Below are 16,273 nucleotides of genomic sequence, written 5' to 3'. Positions count from 1 at the left end.
GTCGGGGATCCGTTCAGTTATGGCGGAGCTGGTCATAGGCTCCCCCTGAAGAACTTGGCCGTGAAGCCGCGCGGCATGACGCGCAACAGCACGATCGCCGAGAGCAGCAGGGCGACTTCGCCAAAGACCGGCGTCGACAGGAAGGTAACGGCGGTGTTGATGCTGCCGAAGGTGGAGGCCACAAGTCCGGTGCCCGTGATCACGGCGGGACCGGCGCAGATGACGGTGATGAAGGCTTTCGCGACAAAGGCGAGCCCCATGCTTGGCGAGACGCCTGTCAGTGGCGCAATCAGCCCGCCAGCCAGCCCCGTGATTGCCGAGCCCACGACGAAGGTCGCACAATAGATCTTGGCCGGCTCATGTCCGAGAACGGCCGTTATGTCGGAATTCTGCATGGCGGCGCGCGCCACCAGGCCAGCCTTGGTGCCTTTCAGGAAGATCGCGCAGGCAGCAAGCAAAAATAGCGCAAGCACGATCAGGAGCAGTTCATAGGCGCTGGTCGAATAGGAGCCGATCTCTACGGCGCCAAGCGGTGCCGAGATGCCGGTAACGGTATTGCCGAACACCAATGTGACGGCGCCGATGAGAAACAGGCTCAGCCCCCAGGTGGCGAGCATGGTCTCGATCAATCTGCCATAGAGGTGACGGATGATCAGCCGCTCCACGACAAAGCCGACCAACGCCACCGACAAGGGCGCCACGAAGAAGGTGGCGATCCAGAAGTTGAGGCCGGCATTGACGGACATGACGGACGTGTAGGCGCCAATCATGAGAAACTCGCCATGCGCAAAATTGATGACCTTCATCATGCCGAACATGATGGCGAGACCGATGGAGAGCAGGACGAGCATCGCCACCGATGACAAAGCCTGGATGATCAGGATGAAAGTGTAATCCATTGCGTTCCCTTACCGCGTCAAACTGGACGCGCCTGCCGGCAACCAAACAGCACGGCAGGCGCGAACCAGACCTTACTCGCCCAGAACGTACTGCTTGGTGTCGTTCGGGTTGGCGACGAGGTCGCAAACAGCGGCCGTGTCCGATGGCGGCAGGTTCTCGAACCGCTCAAGGATGTTGAAGCCGTGATCGTGAGCCTCAGCGATATAGATATCATGCGACACGTGGTGGCATTTGCCGTCGACCGTCACGGAGCCACCGGGGCCAGCATACGCCAGATTGCCTTGGAGCGCAGCAATGACGGCGTCGCGGTCGACGCTGTTGGCCTTCTTGACCGCCTCGGCCCACAATTTCGGCGCATAGTAGCTCATGGCGGGCAGCTCGTTGATCGGCGAGCGATCGCTGCCCGTGGCCTTGGCGGCGTTGGCCACGAAGGTCTTGTTTTGCGCAGAGTCGATCTCGGGGAAGTAGCAGGCGCTGGTGAGGATGCCGTTGTGCTCGGCCGGGTTGGTGAAGAGCTGCTCGTTACCCGTGCCGAAGATGGTCGACGCCAGGCCGATGCGCCCCGACATGCCGGCGGCGGCCCACTGGCGGAAAAAGCCGATATGGTTGCTGCCGACGAGATCGGCCATCACCAGGTCCGGCTTGATGCTCTGGATCTTCTTCAAGGTGGCGCCGAAGTCGGTCTGTTCCAGCGGGAAGAATTCCACGCCTTCAAAAGTGCCGCCATTGTCCTTTGCGACCTTCTCGTGCCACTTGCTGACGATGTGGCCGAAATTGTAGTCGGCAGCGACGGTGTAGACGCGCTTGCCGAACTTCTTCATCGCGTAGGGAACGATCTTCACGGTCTTTTGGCCTGGCGTGGTGCCCAAGCAGAAGATGTTGCGGTCGCAAACGCCACCCTCATACTGGGTGCTGTAGAAGAACAGCGTCTTATAACGGCGCAGGATCGGGCGAATGATCTCGCGCGATGCCGAGGTGACGGCGCCGAACACTGCCGCCACCTGGTCGCGTGTTGCAGCCTCGGTGGCATATTGGCCGTAGAGCTGGTTGTTGGACTGGGTGTCGTAGCTCACCAGCTCCAGCTGCTTGCCCAAAAGGCCGCCTGCCTGGTTGATCTCGTCGACGGCCATCTTGACCATCTGCGCCATCGGCTTGCCAAGGATGTCCAGCACGCCGCTGGCATCGTGGATAGACGCGACCTTGATCGTATCGCCCGCAAAGGCGTTGCGAACGATATAGGGTGCCGCAAGCAAACCGGCGGTCCCCTTCAGGAATGTGCGGCGTCTCATCGTAACCATATTTCTCCTCCCATTCAGATTTGCTGGCTATTCAGACGAACGAGGACAGAGTCTTTATCTCCTCCCCGAACTTCGGCAGGTCCTGGCGCGCGATCACGCAGTGCACGCCCTTTTCTCGATCTACAGTTTGCGTGATCCGAAGATCCGCCGCTATCGAACATAGGGTGTAAGCGTCCTGGCGGGACAAACCCGATAGCTCGACAATGAGCGAAATCATCTCGCGGAGCGCGATCTCGGCGGCGTTGTCCAGGCTTGGATGGAACCCCATTGAGATCAGCGATGTCTCGGTGATGGCCACTGGCAAAGCCCGTGACCTGTTCTTCTGCACCCTGATGGTGAAAGTGCCCCTGAGCGCCGTCTCGACCGCGGTCAGGCAGACTTCGCCATCGCCCTGCAGGGCATGCCCGTCACCCACGGAAAAATGCGCGCCCGGCACGAATACCGGGAACAGAATCGTGGTGCCGGCAACAAACTCCTTGTTGTCGATGTTGCCGCCGAACATGCGCGGCTCGACGGAAGACAGCCGCCCGAAGCTCTTTGGCGGGGCGACCCCAATATTGCCGAAGAAGGGGCGACACGTCATGCTCCGCCCCCACGGCAAGGTGACGGTGCCCGCGGCGATATCGATCGGCAGATGCAGCCTGCGCTCTTCGGCAAACTCGTCTGGCAAGGTTCCATGCAGCGGCTTTTGCAGGTTCCAGCCCCAATCCTGGCGCAGCTCAATCTCGTCGATGCGCACCTCCAGCACATCGCCAGGCTCAGCGCCTTCGACAGCGATCGGACCGCTCAGCATGTGCGGCCCAGGACCACGCAGGCCCGCGGCCAGCACGATCCGGTGATCGTCGAGCACATTGAAGCTGGCGTCCGCGGGCAGGTCCTCGGGCTCGCCCGACAATGTGTCTATGGTGACGCTATCGCCCGACTTGATGTGCATGACCGGCGGGATGCGGGCGTCCCAGACGCCCCACTGCACGGTCTTGGTGCTGGCCGGGAGGTAATAACGAACCATTGAAATGCATCCTGCCACTTTGGCTGCCAAGGCACATCGGCTCTCGCGAGCGGCGTCCCCAGTCGCGTAAACATCCTATGATTGGTATAATAGAACCTTATTGCACACTGTCAAGCCTGGCTAACGAATGATCGACGAGAGCAGCTACGCAGTGGATCCTTCCAGGCGCCGCCGAGCGCCACCAAATTCCTCCCGATGCCTGCAAATGCGCCGTTTCGCTGAGAATCAACCACGAGCGGCGACTCCCGATGTTGAGCCTTGCAGATTGCGGCACGCTTCTGTATGAAACTTCTCTAACCTTATCACACATCAAAAGGCTTGCAAAACGCTTCCGCACCGCGTTGATTTTCTATCATACTAATGATAGTATGAATTTCTGACGTTCAGGCCGATGCGCACCTTGGGAGAGATGCGAGAGTCGCTCGGTCACCAAGGTGGAGAAAGACATGAAGGCACAAGGCGTCGGCGCCTCGCTATTGCGCAAGGAAGACGACCGCTATCTGCGCGGCCGCGGCCAGTTCGTTGGCGACATCCGGCTCCCCGGCATGATGGATGTTGCCTTTGTGCGCTCACCGCTAGCCCATGCCAGGGTGCGCGGCGCCACTGTCCCCGGCGATATCCGTGGGCGCGTCGTGCTCCCCGAAGACCTCAAGGGCGTCAAGCCCATCGTGGCGATTTCGGGTCTCGCCGGCTTCAAGGCTTCTGAGCAGCCCATTCTTGCCTTCGACAAGGTTCGCCAGGTTGGCGAGTTGCTGGCAATGTGTGTGGGCGAGACAAGGGCCACCGCCGAGGATGTCGCGGCCATGGTCGATATCAAGCTGGAGGAATTGCCGGCCGTCCACGACATGCTGAAGGCGCGCGAGCCCGGATCGGCGCTTTTGCACGAGCATTGGGGCGACAACGTCTTTCTGGAGACCTTTGTCGACGTCAACATGGAGGCAGCCCTCGATGCGCCCATCAAGGTGGTGCGCGAGATCTCGACGGCGCGTCAAAGCATGGCGCCGATGGAGGGCCGAGGCACTATCGCCTATTGGGACAACCGCATGGACCAGCTGGTGCTCTACACGGGCAGCCAGATGCCCCACATCGTGCGCAACGGCATGGCCGAGTGCCTCGGCCTTGGGCAGCATCAGATCAGGATCGTCTCTCCTGACGTTGGCGGCGGTTTCGGCTACAAGGGCATTCTGTTGCCGGAAGATGTGTGCCTTGGCTGGTACGCCATGCGGTGCGGACATCCTGTGCGGTGGCTCGAAGACCGTCGCGAAAGCCTGACTGCCGGCGCCAATTGCCGGGAGCATCATTACCAGATCACCGCCTATGCCGATCTCGACGGCAAATTACGCGGTGTCGAATGCGTCGCCTCGGTCGATTCGGGCGCTTACTCCTCCTATCCTTTCTCGGCCTGCCTGGAGGCCGCTCAAGTCGCCTCGATCTTGCCTGGCCCTTATGATTTTCCATCCTATCGCTGTCGCACGTACTCGGTTGCGACGAACAAGTGTCCCATCCTGCCCTATCGCGGTGTGGCCCGCACGGGCGTGTGCTATGCGATCGAGCTCATCATGGACGCGGTCGCACGCGCGGCCGGCCTGGAGCCTCATGAGGTGCGGCTGAAGAACCTCGTGCGGCCCGAGCAGATGCCGTTCGACAATATCACCAAGAAGCATTTCGACAGTGGCGATTATCCCGAGGCCCTGAGGCGGGCAATTGCTGCAATCGACGTCGACAAGGTGCGCGAACGCCAGCGTCGGGGCGAGGCCGACGGCAGGCTGGTCGGTGTTGGCCACTCCATCTATTGCGAGCAGGGCGCGCATGGCACGTCGGTCTATGCGGGCTGGGGCATCCCGATGGTGCCTGGCCACGAGCAGGCAACTGCGCGCATGACGCCCGACGGTGGGCTGGAACTGCGTATCGGAGCCCATTCGCACGGCCAGAGCATGGAGACCACCATGCCCCAGATCGCCCACGAGTTCCTCGGCATCGACATATCGAAGATCAAGCTCGTCCATGGCGACACCGAATACACGCCATATTCGACCGGCAGCTGGGGCTCACGCAGCGCCGTCATGTCCGGCGGCGCGGTGGCCACCGCGGCCAAGGAGATCGCAAGGCTGGCCAGGGGGATCGGCGCCCATCTTTTGCAGGCAAAGGTCGAGGACGTCTATCTCAGGGAGGGTGTCGTGCACGGGCCGAATGGCAGCGTCACCATGGCCGAGATCGCGCACACCTGGTATCGCCGCCCGCAGGACCTGCCCGCCAATGTCGACCCGCGTGGCCTGGAGACAACCATCGGCTACAAGCCGGCGCGCGATTCCGGCACCTTCAGCTACGCGGCGCACGCGGTCGTGGTCGCGGTCGACCCCGAGATGGGCAATATCGAGATCCTCGACTACGTGATCGTCGAGGATGGCGGCAAGCTCATCAATCCGATGGTGGTCGACGGGCAGATCTATGGCGGCCTGGCGCAGGGCATCGGCACCGCCCTTTACGAAGAGATGAATTTCGATGCCTCCGGCCAGCCGCTTGCCTCGACCTTCGCGGATTATCTCCTGCCGGGGCCGACTGAAGTGCCGGCGCCGAGGTTGGACCACATGGAGACTGCCGCGCCCTACACCGAGTTTGGCGTCAAGGGGATCGGCGAAGGCGGGGCGATTGCACCGCCGGCTGCAATCGGTAACGCGATCAACGACGCCTTGAAGGGTTTTGGGGTCGAATTGCTGCACTCGCCGATGACGCCGCGCCGCGTGCTGGAGGCGATCGCGGGCGACGGCAAGGACAATGGGCGGAGCAAAGCAGCGTGAAAGCGGTAAACTTCGATTATGCGCGCCCGGCGGAAATCTCTGCCGCAATCGCACTGCTGGTGGACGACACCCGCAGCGCCAAGTTGATGGCCGGCAGCCAGTCGCTCGGCCCGATGCTCAACATGCGCCTGGTTCAGCCCGACCTGATCGTCGACATCACGGGCATAGGCGCCCTGCGTTCCGTGCGTGAGGAGAGCGACAGCATTGTCGTCGGCGCCTGCGTGACGCATGCGGATTTCGAAGACTGCCGCGTGCCCGACGTTACCCGTGGCGCCATGCCTAGCGTGGCGCGCGGTATCGCCTACCGCGCGGTGCGCAACCGAGGCACCATCGGCGGCAGCATCACCCACGCCGATCCCTCCGCCGATTGGATTTCGATCTTGTCGGCACTCGGTGCGAAAGTGACCCTGCAAGGGCCGCAGGGCAGCCGCGTTCTGGCCGTCGAGGACTATATGCTCGGCGCGCTGGAGGCCGACCTTCGTCACGGCGAGATGCTGGTGTCGGTGACGATCCCCAAGCTCAGCCCGGGCGCCAGATGGGGCTACTACAAGAGCTGCCGCAAGACCGGCGAGTTCGCCCACGCCATCGGCGCCTTCCTCCTCGATCCACAGCGCAAGCTAAGCCGCGCCGTCATCGGTGCCACCGAGAGCCGGCCATTTGTCGTGCCCGACGCACGGCACCTGATCGGCGACGGCACAGCCAAGAATCTCATCGATGGCTTCGATCGAGAGGCTACCGCCAAGATGGCGCAAGAGAGCGGCATGAGCGACGAAATCGAGCGGCGATCGCATGTTGTCGCGTTGCGGCGTGCAATCGAACAGGCGAGGCCCTGATGACCTTGATCAATCTCACCGTCAATGGCAAGGCGACCACCGCCTCGGCGGAGCCGCGCACGCATCTCGCAGACTTTTTGCGTGAGACCCACAATTTCACCGGCACCCATATTGGTTGCGAGCATGGCGTATGCGGGGCCTGTACCCTTCTCGTGGACGGTGTGCCGACACGTTCTTGCATCACCTTTGCGGTCGCATGCGACCACGCCGAAGTCACGACCATCGAAGGGCTCGACGACGACGAGATCGCAAAAGAGCTCAGGGCCGCCTTCTCCAAGGAACATGGCCTGCAATGCGGCTATTGCACGCCTGGAATGATGGTCTCGGCGCGCGACGTGGTGCTGCGCATGGAGGCTCCTTCCGAACACGAGATCCGGGTCCTGATGAGTGGCAATCTTTGCCGCTGCACCGGCTATGTCGGGATCGTGCGGGCGATTGCGGGCGTGATCGAAGCCCGCCGTGCGCGTCGCGTCGGGGCGGTGCCGGGCGGCTACAGGACCGTGCTCGGTCCCGCGGGTTCGGGCCACGCGCCGGCCGCGCTAGGCGGCGAGGCGAAGCTCAGGCCGCAAGCGGCGAAGGCCGCCGTCCCTTCTGCCGGCAATAAGGCCGACACCAAGCTTGATGCGGACTGGAAGCCGCAAATGTCTTTTGGCCAGGGTTTTGTTGTCTCCCACCCCCCGGAAGCGGTCTGGAATTTCTTTGGGCGCATCGGCGAGGTTGCGTCCTGTCTGCCCGGTGCCTCCCTCACCGGCGAGCCGGTCGACGGGCATGTCGAGGGGCGCATTAAAGTCAAAGTTGGGCCCATCAGTGCCGAGTTCCAGGGCGTCGCCGGCGTCACGCGTGACGAGGCTTCGCGCACCGGCCAAATCTCCGGCGCCGGCCGCGATCAGCGCAGCAACTCGGCGACCCGCGGCCTCATCGGCTACGCGGTCAAGCAAGGCGCCAATGTTGGCGAGACAAAGGTCGATGTCACCATCGGCTACACGCTCACGGGCATGTTGGCACAGTTTGGCCGGTCGGGGCTCGTGCAGGACGTCGCCAATCGCATCATCGAGGCCTTCGTGAAGAATCTGGAGGCCAAGCTTTCCGGCAAAGGCGCAGAGGTCGCCGTCGCCACGGAGTTCGATGCGGGCTCGCTGATGTCCTCTGTGATCCTGGGACGCATCAAGGGCATCTTCTCAGCGCTGTTTGGCAAGCGAAGCAAGCCCGGCCAAGGTTAGGGCGGTCTCGCGCGAGATAGTACAAGATCAGATAGCGCGTGCGACCTGTTTGACACGCAAAGACCATGATTCCAACGATTGACAGAAGAACCGGCTGGCGAAGTCAGCTTATCTGTCATAAGTAGGGACCATGAATAGAATCAGCTCGAACTACGATCGGAGCCGCATACCGCTCTATGTCCAGGTGGCTTCCGTTATGCGGCAGCGTATCGAAACTGGCCATTGGGTTGAAGGCGAGAAGATCTCAACCATCGAAGTCCTGGAACAGGAGTTCTCGGTCGCCCGCGTGACCATCCGCCAGGCGATCGACCTCTTGCGCGGCGAGGGTCTTCTCGATGCCCAGCAAGGTCGCGGAACCTTCGTGTCGGGCAAACCCAAGCGCAATCGCTGGCTTAATCTCGCCACCGATTTCGACATGATGATCGCCTCGATCCGCAAGAATGTGCCCAAGCGCGTCCATGTCGAGAACAGGGCCTCGCCGCCCGATCTGCAGCAAGGTGAAGGCAAGCTTGCCGACGGCTACGCGTTCCTGCGCAGCGTCCAGTATAATGATGGCGAGCCCTTCTCGGTTGTGAACCTGCACCTGGCTCAGGATATATTCGACAGGGACAACAGGCGCTTCACCCATCATGCCGCCTTGCCAGAAATGGTGGAGATGGAAGACATCACCATCGCCCATGCCTATCAGACGTTGACGATTGGCGTGGCCGATCCTGAGACGGCGGAGCTTCTCAAGATCGGCCTTGGCGAACCGACCGCTGATTGTCGGCTGATCCTCGTCGACGACAAGGACGTCGCCATCTATGTGGCGAACATCCATTATCAACGCGAATGTTTCGCGATGCGCATCGACCTGTTGGAGAAATCGCGCATCAAGAAGGCTTCGCGGACCAAGGGCTAGGCCGCCTCCAGGACCTGGCGCGGCTCGCGCCCGACGATGGCCTGGTAACGACCCTGGTCGGTCGCGCCCTCGGTGTTGATGACAAACACGCGGGCGTTCTCGTCAAGCCCGAGCGCCTTGCGGTCCTGCGCATTGGTCATCACGCGCAGCAGGCCCGCGAGCCCCGCCCCGCCGCTCTCGCCAGCAACGATTGCGCGATCGCCGGAGGCTGGCTTTGCCAGCCGCCGCATGGCATTGGCTGCGTCATCGTCGCTGACCGTCATGAAGGCATCAGCCTTGCGGCTCAGGATGCGCCAGGCCACCAGTGAGGGTTCGTAGCATTCAAGCATCGCCATGATTGTCGCCTGGCCATGATCGATCTTCACGGGCGAGCCATTGACGGCGCTTTGATAGAGGCAGGCCGCGAGGTCGGGCTCGACCACGACGAATTTCGGCCGCTTCGGTCCCATGACAATGTCAAAATAGCCTGCAACGGCCGCGGCCAGGCCGCCGACCCCTGCCTGCATGAACACATGCGTTGGCCATTCGGGCAGCTGGCGCAATGCCTCGCCCAGCATTGCGGTATAGCCTTGCATGACGAGCCCAGGAATGCGCTCATAGCCAGGCCAGGAGGTGTCCGACACCACGGTCCAGCCGCTCTCGCGGCACGTCCGTTCAGCCACTGCCACGGAATCGTCATAGGTGCCGTTGACGCGAATGATCTGCGCGCCGTATTCGGCGATCGCCGCCACCCGTTCGTCGCTGACGCCGGAATGGACGAAGATCGCGGCCTTGGCCCCCACCAGCCGTGCGCCCGATGCCACCGATTTGCCGTGATTTCCATCCGTGGCGCAGCCGAAGATCATGCCTTCGGCAGTCTTGCGCACCGCCGGCGACTGCAGCTCGCTGACGTCGACGGGCAGACCGAGCCTGCGATAGGCGGCCTCCAGCACCAGGCGGATTACCGCATATGAGCCACCGAGCGCCTTGAAACTGCCCATCCCCAGACGCGTGCTCTCGTCCTTGACGTGAATTGAGGCAATGCCGACCTCGCTTGCCAGGCCAGCCAGGCTGACGAGATCGGTGGGCTTATGATTTGAGCGGTGCTCGAGGTAGCGCTGGACCATTTTTACGGCATCGGCGCTCAGGGTTTCGGCGTCAACTGCGTCCAAAGGCGCTTTATAATCGAAATGGGAATTAAGTAACAGCACGCCGATCTCCATTGATTATCTGGCGATATTATGTTTCTATTTGCGATAGAGATTTCGCCTGATTTCTTTCCCTCAGCGAAATTTCTTTGCAAAAATCATCTCAATTCTGCAAAAAAGAAAATCGATGCCGCAAAAGCTGGATAACTTCGACGTCGCCATCCTTGATATTCTCCAAAGGGACAATACGACGCCGCAACGAATTATCGGCGAAAGGGTCAACCTCTCAGCCGCGGCCGTCCATCGTCGCGTGCGCCGCATGCAAGAGGAAGGCGCCATTGTCGGCAACTATGCGGTGGCAGATCCGGCCCATGTCGGGCTGCCGATCACGGTGGTTGTCGAGGTCAATATCGAGAGCGAGCGGCTCGACCTGCTCGATGCCGCCAAGCGCAGCTTTGCTGCCGATCCTCGGGTACAGCAATGTTACTATGTGACGGGCGATGCCGATTTCATCCTCATTGTGACGGTCGCCTCTATGGCGGAATATGAGGCCCTGACGCGGCGGTTGTTTTTCGAGAACCACAACGTCAAGCGCTTTCGCACGCTGGTGGCCATGGAACGGGTCAAGGTGGGGCTGTCGGTGCCGCTCCCCGCAGCCTAGCCGCCTCGGCACTGGTTCGGCGCAAAATTAATGCTAATTTGTGACACTGGTCACTGCAGGAATCGCGTCTTCAGGCATGTGTTGTCGCCCCTCCCATGCCCGCAGCCGCAGAGCCATCCGTCCTTTGCAGGATTGATTGAATGAACAGACACATGTCACGATCTGAAAAGGTCGTACCGGCGCCCACGGCTTCCGAGGTCGGCGGCTTCTATATTGGTGAGGTTGCCGAGATGCTCGGCGTCTCGGCAAGCAAAGTCCGGCAATGGGACAAGCATGGGTTGATTGCGCCCTCGCGCACCAAGTCGGGCTACCGGATCTATCCGGTGGAGCAGTTTCAACGCATGCGCCGTATCCGGGACCTGTCGAATTCGGGGGTAAACCTGGCCGGCATCAAACATGCGCTGGCCGAGCCCGGCTCGGGCCAGGGCAATTCGGTCACCGCGCCACCCGCGCTGCTCGGGTTCAAGCTCCAGACCCTGCGCCAGAAACAGAGGGTCAGTCTCAGGCAACTCGGGACGACGACCGGTCTCAGCCCCTCTTATATCAGCGCGGTCGAGCGCTCGGTCGCCAACCCTTCTTTCGCCGCCTTGCTGAAGCTTGCCAATGCGCTCGACACCAACACGGTTGCGCTCCTGGGCGGGGCGTTCGAGCCCAACAAGCTGATTGTGAAGGAAGGTGAAAGGCGCCCGCTGGACATCAATCTCGATGGCATCGAAATCCAGCAGCTTTTCCGCGCTGAGAGCTCGCTCGAATCCCTGCTTTTCATCCTGGAGCCGGGCAGCCATAGCGGCGAGAGCTACAAGCACCCAGGGGAAGAGTTCCTGTTTGTGCTGGAAGGCAGACTCGATCTCACATTGGACGAAACCGAGGATTATGCGCTGGACACCGGTGACGCGATGACCTTTGCCAGCCATCGCCCGCACAAATATGGCAATTCTACCGATCAGGTCACCAAGGTGCTGTGGGTGAACACGCCACCCACCTACTGATCGCAGCCGTCGCTGCGAACGACTGTATCCGGGGAGGGCGTTTCACCGTTTCATGAGCACGGCAAACCGCCCCTCCTGGTTGGATCAGCCCTAGGCGAGCTTGACCTCGGCGCCGAGCTTTGCCAGCGACTGCTTTGCGTCGCCAAACAGCATCGACGTCTTGGGCGACACGAAAAGGTCATTGTCGACACCCGAGAAGCCGGTGCCTTTGCCGCGCTTGAGCACGATGACACTTTTGGCGTCAACCACGTTCAGGATCGGCATCCCATAGATCGGCGAGGCGCGATTTGTGCGCGCCGCCGGGTTAACCACGTCGTTGGCTCCCACCACAAGCGCCACGTCGGCGTCGGCGAAGCGCTGATTGATGTCTTCCATGTCGACCAGCTTGTCGTAGGAGACCCCCGCTTCTGCCAAAAGCACATTCATGTGGCCGGGCATGCGTCCCGCGACCGGGTGGATGGCAAAGCGCACATCGACACCGCGCTTTTCCATCAGGTCGACGAGCTCGCGCGCTTGGTGCTGGGCTTGGGCGACGGCCAGTCCGTAGCCGGGCACAATGATGACGCGCTGGGCAAACGCCAGCCGCAGGGCTGCGTCCTCAGCATTGATGGGCGACATCTCACCGGAAGCTGCGGTATGGGCAGCACCCCCACTGTCGGCCGCGCCGAAGGCGCCAAACAGGACATTGGTGAAAGAGCGGTTCATCGCCTTGCTCATGGCGATCGACAAAATGAAGCCGCTCGCCCCGTCAAGCGCGCCGACAACGATCAGGATGTTGTTGTCGATCGCAAAACCCGTGGCGACAGCTGCCAGGCCGGCATAGGAGTTCAACAACGAGACCACGACAGGCATGTCGGCGCCACCGATGGGCACGACCATCAAGATGCCGACGGCCAAGCCTATGGCGCCGATGGCGATGAAGGCATTGACGTTGTAGGGATCGTAAATCACCCAACCAAGACAGATCACGCCCGCGAGGAAGAGCGAGATGTTGAACACGTTCTGGCCGGCAAAGGTGATCGGCCTGCCCGGCAGCAGTTCCTGGAGCTTACCGAAGGCCATCAAACTGCCGGTAACCGTCAGCGAGCCGAACAGGACCTCAAAACCGATTGCCGTCATCTTGGCCGCTGTCAGGCCCGCTCCATGCAGGCCGTGAATATATTCACCAATACCAACCAGGGTCGCCGCCAAGGCGCCGAAGGCGTGGCTGAAGGCAATACGCTGCGGCATCGCGGTCATGGGCACCCACATTCCAAGCGGGTAGCCCACCGCCGCCCCGACGACCGCGCCTATGGCAATCCATTCAAAGGTGACGATACGCTGCTGGAACAGTGTCGCGCAGATGGCGACCAGCATGCCGAAGGCAGCCATGCGCATGCCGCGACGCGCCGTGTCGGGATGACCAAGGGCGCGCAGGGCGAGGATAAACAGCGTTGCCGCCGCGAGATATGCGATCTGGATAAGGGTATCAGTCATTGGTCATTGGCGCCGTTGCGCCCTCCCCTTTTGGCTGCCGGCGAGGACTTGAACATCGCGAGCATACGGTCGGTGATCAGGAAGCCGCCGACGACATTGGCCATGGCACCCCCCACGGCGACTGCGCCGAGCAAGCTTCCGATCAGACCCTGGCCGGAGCCCGCCAGCACGATGGAGGCAACAAGCGAAATGCCAGAGATGGCGTTGGTGGCAGCCATCAGCGGCGTATGCAGCAATGGCGGGATGCGGCTGATGGTCTGGAAGCCGACGAAGCCGGCGAGCATAAACACAAAGAGCTGAATCACTGAGGTCGAGGTCACGACGGTCTCCAAGGTTTGGCGCGACGGCCCGGGGGGACGGCCCATCCCCAAAGGTGAGGGCCGCCAAGCGGCGACATAAGCGCGGTTAGCGGGTCGGCGTCAGTTCGGTTTCGCCTTCTGGAAGGCGGGGTGCACGATCGAGCCGTCTCGGGTCAGGTTCGTGCTGCGGATCAGCTCGTCTTCCCAGTCGATCGCCAGAGCAGCTTTTTCCGCATCGACCATCGTCGACACGAAGCTTAGAAGGTTGCGTGCATAAAGATTGGACGCGGTCGCAGCCACCTTCGAGATGGTGGAATTGCCAATGATCTTCACGCCGCCATCGGTCACCACCACCTGGCCCGGAACAGAGCCCTCGATGTTACCGCCCTGCTCGACCGCAAGATCCACCAGCACCGAGCCGGCGCGCATCGTGTCGATCATCTGCTTGGTCAAAAGCCGCGGTGCCGGGCGCCCCGGGATAAGAGCGGTCGTGATGACGATGTCCTGCTTCAGGATATGCGCCGCGACGAGTTCCGCCTGCTTGGCCTGGTAGGCCTTGGACATTTCCTTCGCATAGCCTCCCGCAGCCTCGGCGGCGCGAAACTCGTCATCTTCGACAGCCACAAAGCGCCCGCCAAGCGATTCCACCTGTTCCTTCGCCGCGGGCCGCACATCGGTGGCGCTGACCACCGCGCCAAGCCGCCGGCCGGTCGCTATCGCCTGCAGGCCAGCGACGCCTGCGCCCATGACAAAGATTTGGGCCGCAGGCACCGTGCCCGCCGCCGTCACCATCATCGGCAGCAGCCTGGTGAACTCGCCAGAGGCATCGATCACGGCGCGGTAGCCGGCAAGGCTTGCCTGGCTGGAGAGGACATCCATGGCCTGCGCCCGCGAAATGCGTGGCATGAGCTCCATGGCAAAGGCCGAGACGCCGGCGCCGGCCAATACGTCCAGTGCCCCGTTGGCCCGGTGTGGGTCCATGGTCGCAATGATGGCAGCCCCCGGGCGGCAGGCCCGGATGATGTCCTCGCAAGGCCTGTTCACCGAGAGCACGATATCGGCTTCGCGCACGGCTGAGCGCGCGTCCGCGACCAGCTTGGCACCGGCCTTTTCATAGTCCTGGTCGGATATGCCGGCGCCGTCGCCCGCGCCGCCCTGGATGTCGACCGTGCCGCCGAGGGCGGTATATTTGCGGACCGTCTCGGGCGTTGCCGCGACCCGGCTGTCGGTCAGCTTGTCGGATAAGACACAAATATGCATGACGCTTCCCCATTGAACGGACAAGGGGGGCCAAAACGGCTCGCGCTGTCCAAATGCACCATGGACCTTTGTTTGCGCAAAGTCAACCTATTTATAGTATGATAGACAGAATCTGAGCGGCGAAGCCAAAAAAAGGCCCGCTTTCGCGGGCCCAGTTCGGGCGCGGTCAGTGCCCGAGGGGAACCTATTTTGCGACAGGATCGGCGTTGCACCAGTCATAGATGCTGAGCGCCATCACCTTGATCGAGGTGATGTAGTCGTCGATCGAGACATACTCATCATTGGCGTGCATGACAGCGGTCGAGCCCGGTCCGAAGATCACCGTGGGGGTGTGGCCATAGCTGTTGAGGAAGCGGGTATCCGCGGCGCCCTGGCGACCGCTGATGATCGGCTCCTTGCCAGTGATTTCCGTGTAGACACGGCTGACGGTCTGGACGATTGCATGCTCGCGCGGGATCTCGGAAGCCTCCGCGTCATAGCCAACGAAGCGCACGACCGGAGGATGGTCCTTCATCCAGTCGTCTTTCTTGGCCGCCTCGGCGATCTTCTTCACCAGGCTCTGCTTGACCCCTTCATGATCCTCGCCGGGAACAGTGCCGATACTGCCCTTCAGCAGCGCCGTCGCCGGGAAGGCGCTCGGATAGTTGCCGGCCTGGAAGCTGCCGATAATGCAAGGCAAGGAATCGATCGCACTTGGATAGAGCGGGTGCTTGACGCTCGCCACACGCTCGTCTTCCAGCTCCTGCACGGCTTCCACGATCTTTTGCCCAAGCTTGATGCCGCTGACGCCGAGGTAGCGCTGCTGGATGCCGGCGGGCTTGCCCTGGATCTCGATCTCGAACCAGATGCGGCCGATGCAGGCCGGCTGGACGTGAAGGTCGCTGGTCTCGCCCGAAATGCCGGCATCCGCGCTATAGCCACGGATCACGGTATCGAGTGTGCCATGGCCGCTGACCTCTTCGTCGATGACGACGTTGATCAGCACGTCGCCCTTGGGTGTCAGGCCCAGTTCCTTGAGGTACTGGACCGCCAGAATATGGCTGGCGACCCCGCTCTTCATGTCGCAGGAGCCCCGTCCATAGATGCGCCCGTTCTCGATTTTGGCCGACCAGGGATTGTCGCTCCACCCCTCGCCATTGCCGACGGGGATCACATCAGTATGCCCATTGAGCAGAAGCGAGCGCCCGCCACCGGTACCCTTCAGTGTCGCCACGATGTTGGGGCGTCCTTCGTAACCGCGCGCCACCGGGCGATAGCCGGGATGCTTTTTCAGCTCCTCCCAGTCCGTATCCCAACTGTCGACCTCAAGGCCGATATCCTTCATGTAGCCGCCGACGAATTTCTGGATCGCGGCCTCATCGCCGGTCACGCTCGGTATGGACACCATCTTTTGCAGGAACTCGACGGCATGATCGCGCAATCCGTCGATCTTGTAGAGAATGTTCCTGCGCTCTCTATCAGTCATTAGAATTTCTCCGGAGTCTGGCCTGAGGTTTGCCCGG

At 61.7% G+C, this 16,273-nt stretch carries 14 protein-coding genes; 6 read left to right on the top strand and 8 right to left on the bottom strand.

Going from position 1 to position 16,273, the window contains the following annotated elements; genetic code table 11:
* Positions 1 to 32: 32 nt before the first annotated feature.
* The 3 genes from LB532_RS24225 to LB532_RS24215 all read right to left on the bottom strand — a co-directional run bounded on the left by LB532_RS24225 (position 33) and on the right by LB532_RS24215 (position 3,207).
* Positions 33 to 899: a branched-chain amino acid ABC transporter permease gene (locus LB532_RS24225; RefSeq protein WP_140640867.1), complete on the bottom strand. Its 867-nt coding sequence runs from the start codon at positions 897 to 899 to the stop codon at positions 33 to 35.
* 72 nt (positions 900 to 971) lie between these two features.
* The gene (locus LB532_RS24220; RefSeq protein WP_140640865.1) at positions 972 to 2,189 is read right to left on the bottom strand and encodes a transporter substrate-binding protein; all 1,218 of its coding nucleotides are present in this window, start codon (positions 2,187 to 2,189) and stop codon (positions 972 to 974) included.
* A gap of 40 nt (positions 2,190 to 2,229) precedes the next feature.
* Positions 2,230 to 3,207 (bottom strand): acetamidase/formamidase family protein, encoded by a 978-nt coding sequence (locus tag LB532_RS24215; RefSeq protein ID WP_140641031.1) that lies wholly within the window; start codon positions 3,205 to 3,207, stop codon positions 2,230 to 2,232.
* Between the two features lie 446 nt (positions 3,208 to 3,653).
* On the opposite strand from LB532_RS24215, the gene LB532_RS24210 reads away from it, so the two are divergent.
* The 4 genes from LB532_RS24210 to LB532_RS24195 all read left to right on the top strand — a co-directional run bounded on the left by LB532_RS24210 (position 3,654) and on the right by LB532_RS24195 (position 8,959).
* Positions 3,654 to 6,005: a xanthine dehydrogenase family protein molybdopterin-binding subunit gene (locus tag LB532_RS24210; protein ID WP_140640863.1), complete on the top strand. Its 2,352-nt coding sequence runs from the start codon at positions 3,654 to 3,656 to the stop codon at positions 6,003 to 6,005.
* On the top strand, positions 6,002 to 6,838 hold the full coding sequence (locus LB532_RS24205; protein WP_140640861.1) for an FAD binding domain-containing protein: 837 nt from the start codon (positions 6,002 to 6,004) through the stop codon (positions 6,836 to 6,838). The genes LB532_RS24210 and LB532_RS24205 overlap by 4 nt, the downstream gene beginning before the upstream one ends.
* A complete protein-coding gene (locus LB532_RS24200) occupies positions 6,838 to 8,058 on the top strand; it encodes a xanthine dehydrogenase family Fe-S subunit (protein ID WP_140640859.1) in 1,221 nt (406 codons plus the stop codon). Before LB532_RS24205 ends, LB532_RS24200 begins: the two co-directional genes overlap by 1 nt.
* 130 nt (positions 8,059 to 8,188) lie before the next feature.
* On the top strand, positions 8,189 to 8,959 hold the full coding sequence (locus LB532_RS24195) for a GntR family transcriptional regulator (RefSeq protein WP_140640857.1): 771 nt from the start codon (positions 8,189 to 8,191) through the stop codon (positions 8,957 to 8,959).
* Here LB532_RS24195 and LB532_RS24190 read toward each other — a convergent pair.
* Positions 8,956 to 10,149: a diaminopropionate ammonia-lyase gene (locus LB532_RS24190; RefSeq protein WP_140641029.1), complete on the bottom strand. Its 1,194-nt coding sequence runs from the start codon at positions 10,147 to 10,149 to the stop codon at positions 8,956 to 8,958. The two genes, LB532_RS24195 and LB532_RS24190, sit on opposite strands and share 4 nt — an antisense overlap.
* 124 nt (positions 10,150 to 10,273) lie before the next feature.
* Between LB532_RS24190 and LB532_RS24185 the strand changes: the two genes are divergently transcribed.
* Positions 10,274 to 10,747 (top strand): Lrp/AsnC family transcriptional regulator, encoded by a 474-nt coding sequence (locus tag LB532_RS24185; protein WP_140640855.1) that lies wholly within the window; start codon positions 10,274 to 10,276, stop codon positions 10,745 to 10,747.
* 140 nt (positions 10,748 to 10,887) lie between these two features.
* The gene (locus LB532_RS24180; protein WP_140640853.1) at positions 10,888 to 11,736 is read left to right on the top strand and encodes a MerR family transcriptional regulator; all 849 of its coding nucleotides are present in this window, start codon (positions 10,888 to 10,890) and stop codon (positions 11,734 to 11,736) included.
* 90 nt (positions 11,737 to 11,826) lie between these two features.
* Here LB532_RS24180 and LB532_RS24175 read toward each other — a convergent pair whose 3' ends face one another.
* From LB532_RS24175 to LB532_RS24160, 4 genes are all read right to left on the bottom strand, one after another.
* On the bottom strand, positions 11,827 to 13,212 hold the full coding sequence (locus LB532_RS24175) for an NAD(P)(+) transhydrogenase (Re/Si-specific) subunit beta (RefSeq protein ID WP_140640850.1): 1,386 nt from the start codon (positions 13,210 to 13,212) through the stop codon (positions 11,827 to 11,829).
* Positions 13,209 to 13,532: an NAD(P) transhydrogenase subunit alpha gene (locus LB532_RS24170; protein ID WP_181169405.1), complete on the bottom strand. Its 324-nt coding sequence runs from the start codon at positions 13,530 to 13,532 to the stop codon at positions 13,209 to 13,211. The genes LB532_RS24175 and LB532_RS24170 overlap by 4 nt, the downstream gene beginning before the upstream one ends.
* Before the next feature lie 99 nt (positions 13,533 to 13,631).
* Positions 13,632 to 14,771 (bottom strand): Re/Si-specific NAD(P)(+) transhydrogenase subunit alpha, encoded by a 1,140-nt coding sequence (locus LB532_RS24165; RefSeq protein WP_140640846.1) that lies wholly within the window; start codon positions 14,769 to 14,771, stop codon positions 13,632 to 13,634.
* A gap of 184 nt (positions 14,772 to 14,955) precedes the next feature.
* Positions 14,956 to 16,236 (bottom strand): ArgE/DapE family deacylase, encoded by a 1,281-nt coding sequence (locus LB532_RS24160; protein WP_140640844.1) that lies wholly within the window; start codon positions 16,234 to 16,236, stop codon positions 14,956 to 14,958.
* Between the last annotated feature and the right edge of the window lie 37 nt (positions 16,237 to 16,273).

The organism is Mesorhizobium sp. ESP-6-2, assembly GCF_020164675.1.
GTDB lineage: Bacteria > Pseudomonadota > Alphaproteobacteria > Rhizobiales > Rhizobiaceae > Mesorhizobium.
This window is presented reverse-complemented; position numbering and strand designations above follow the sequence as displayed.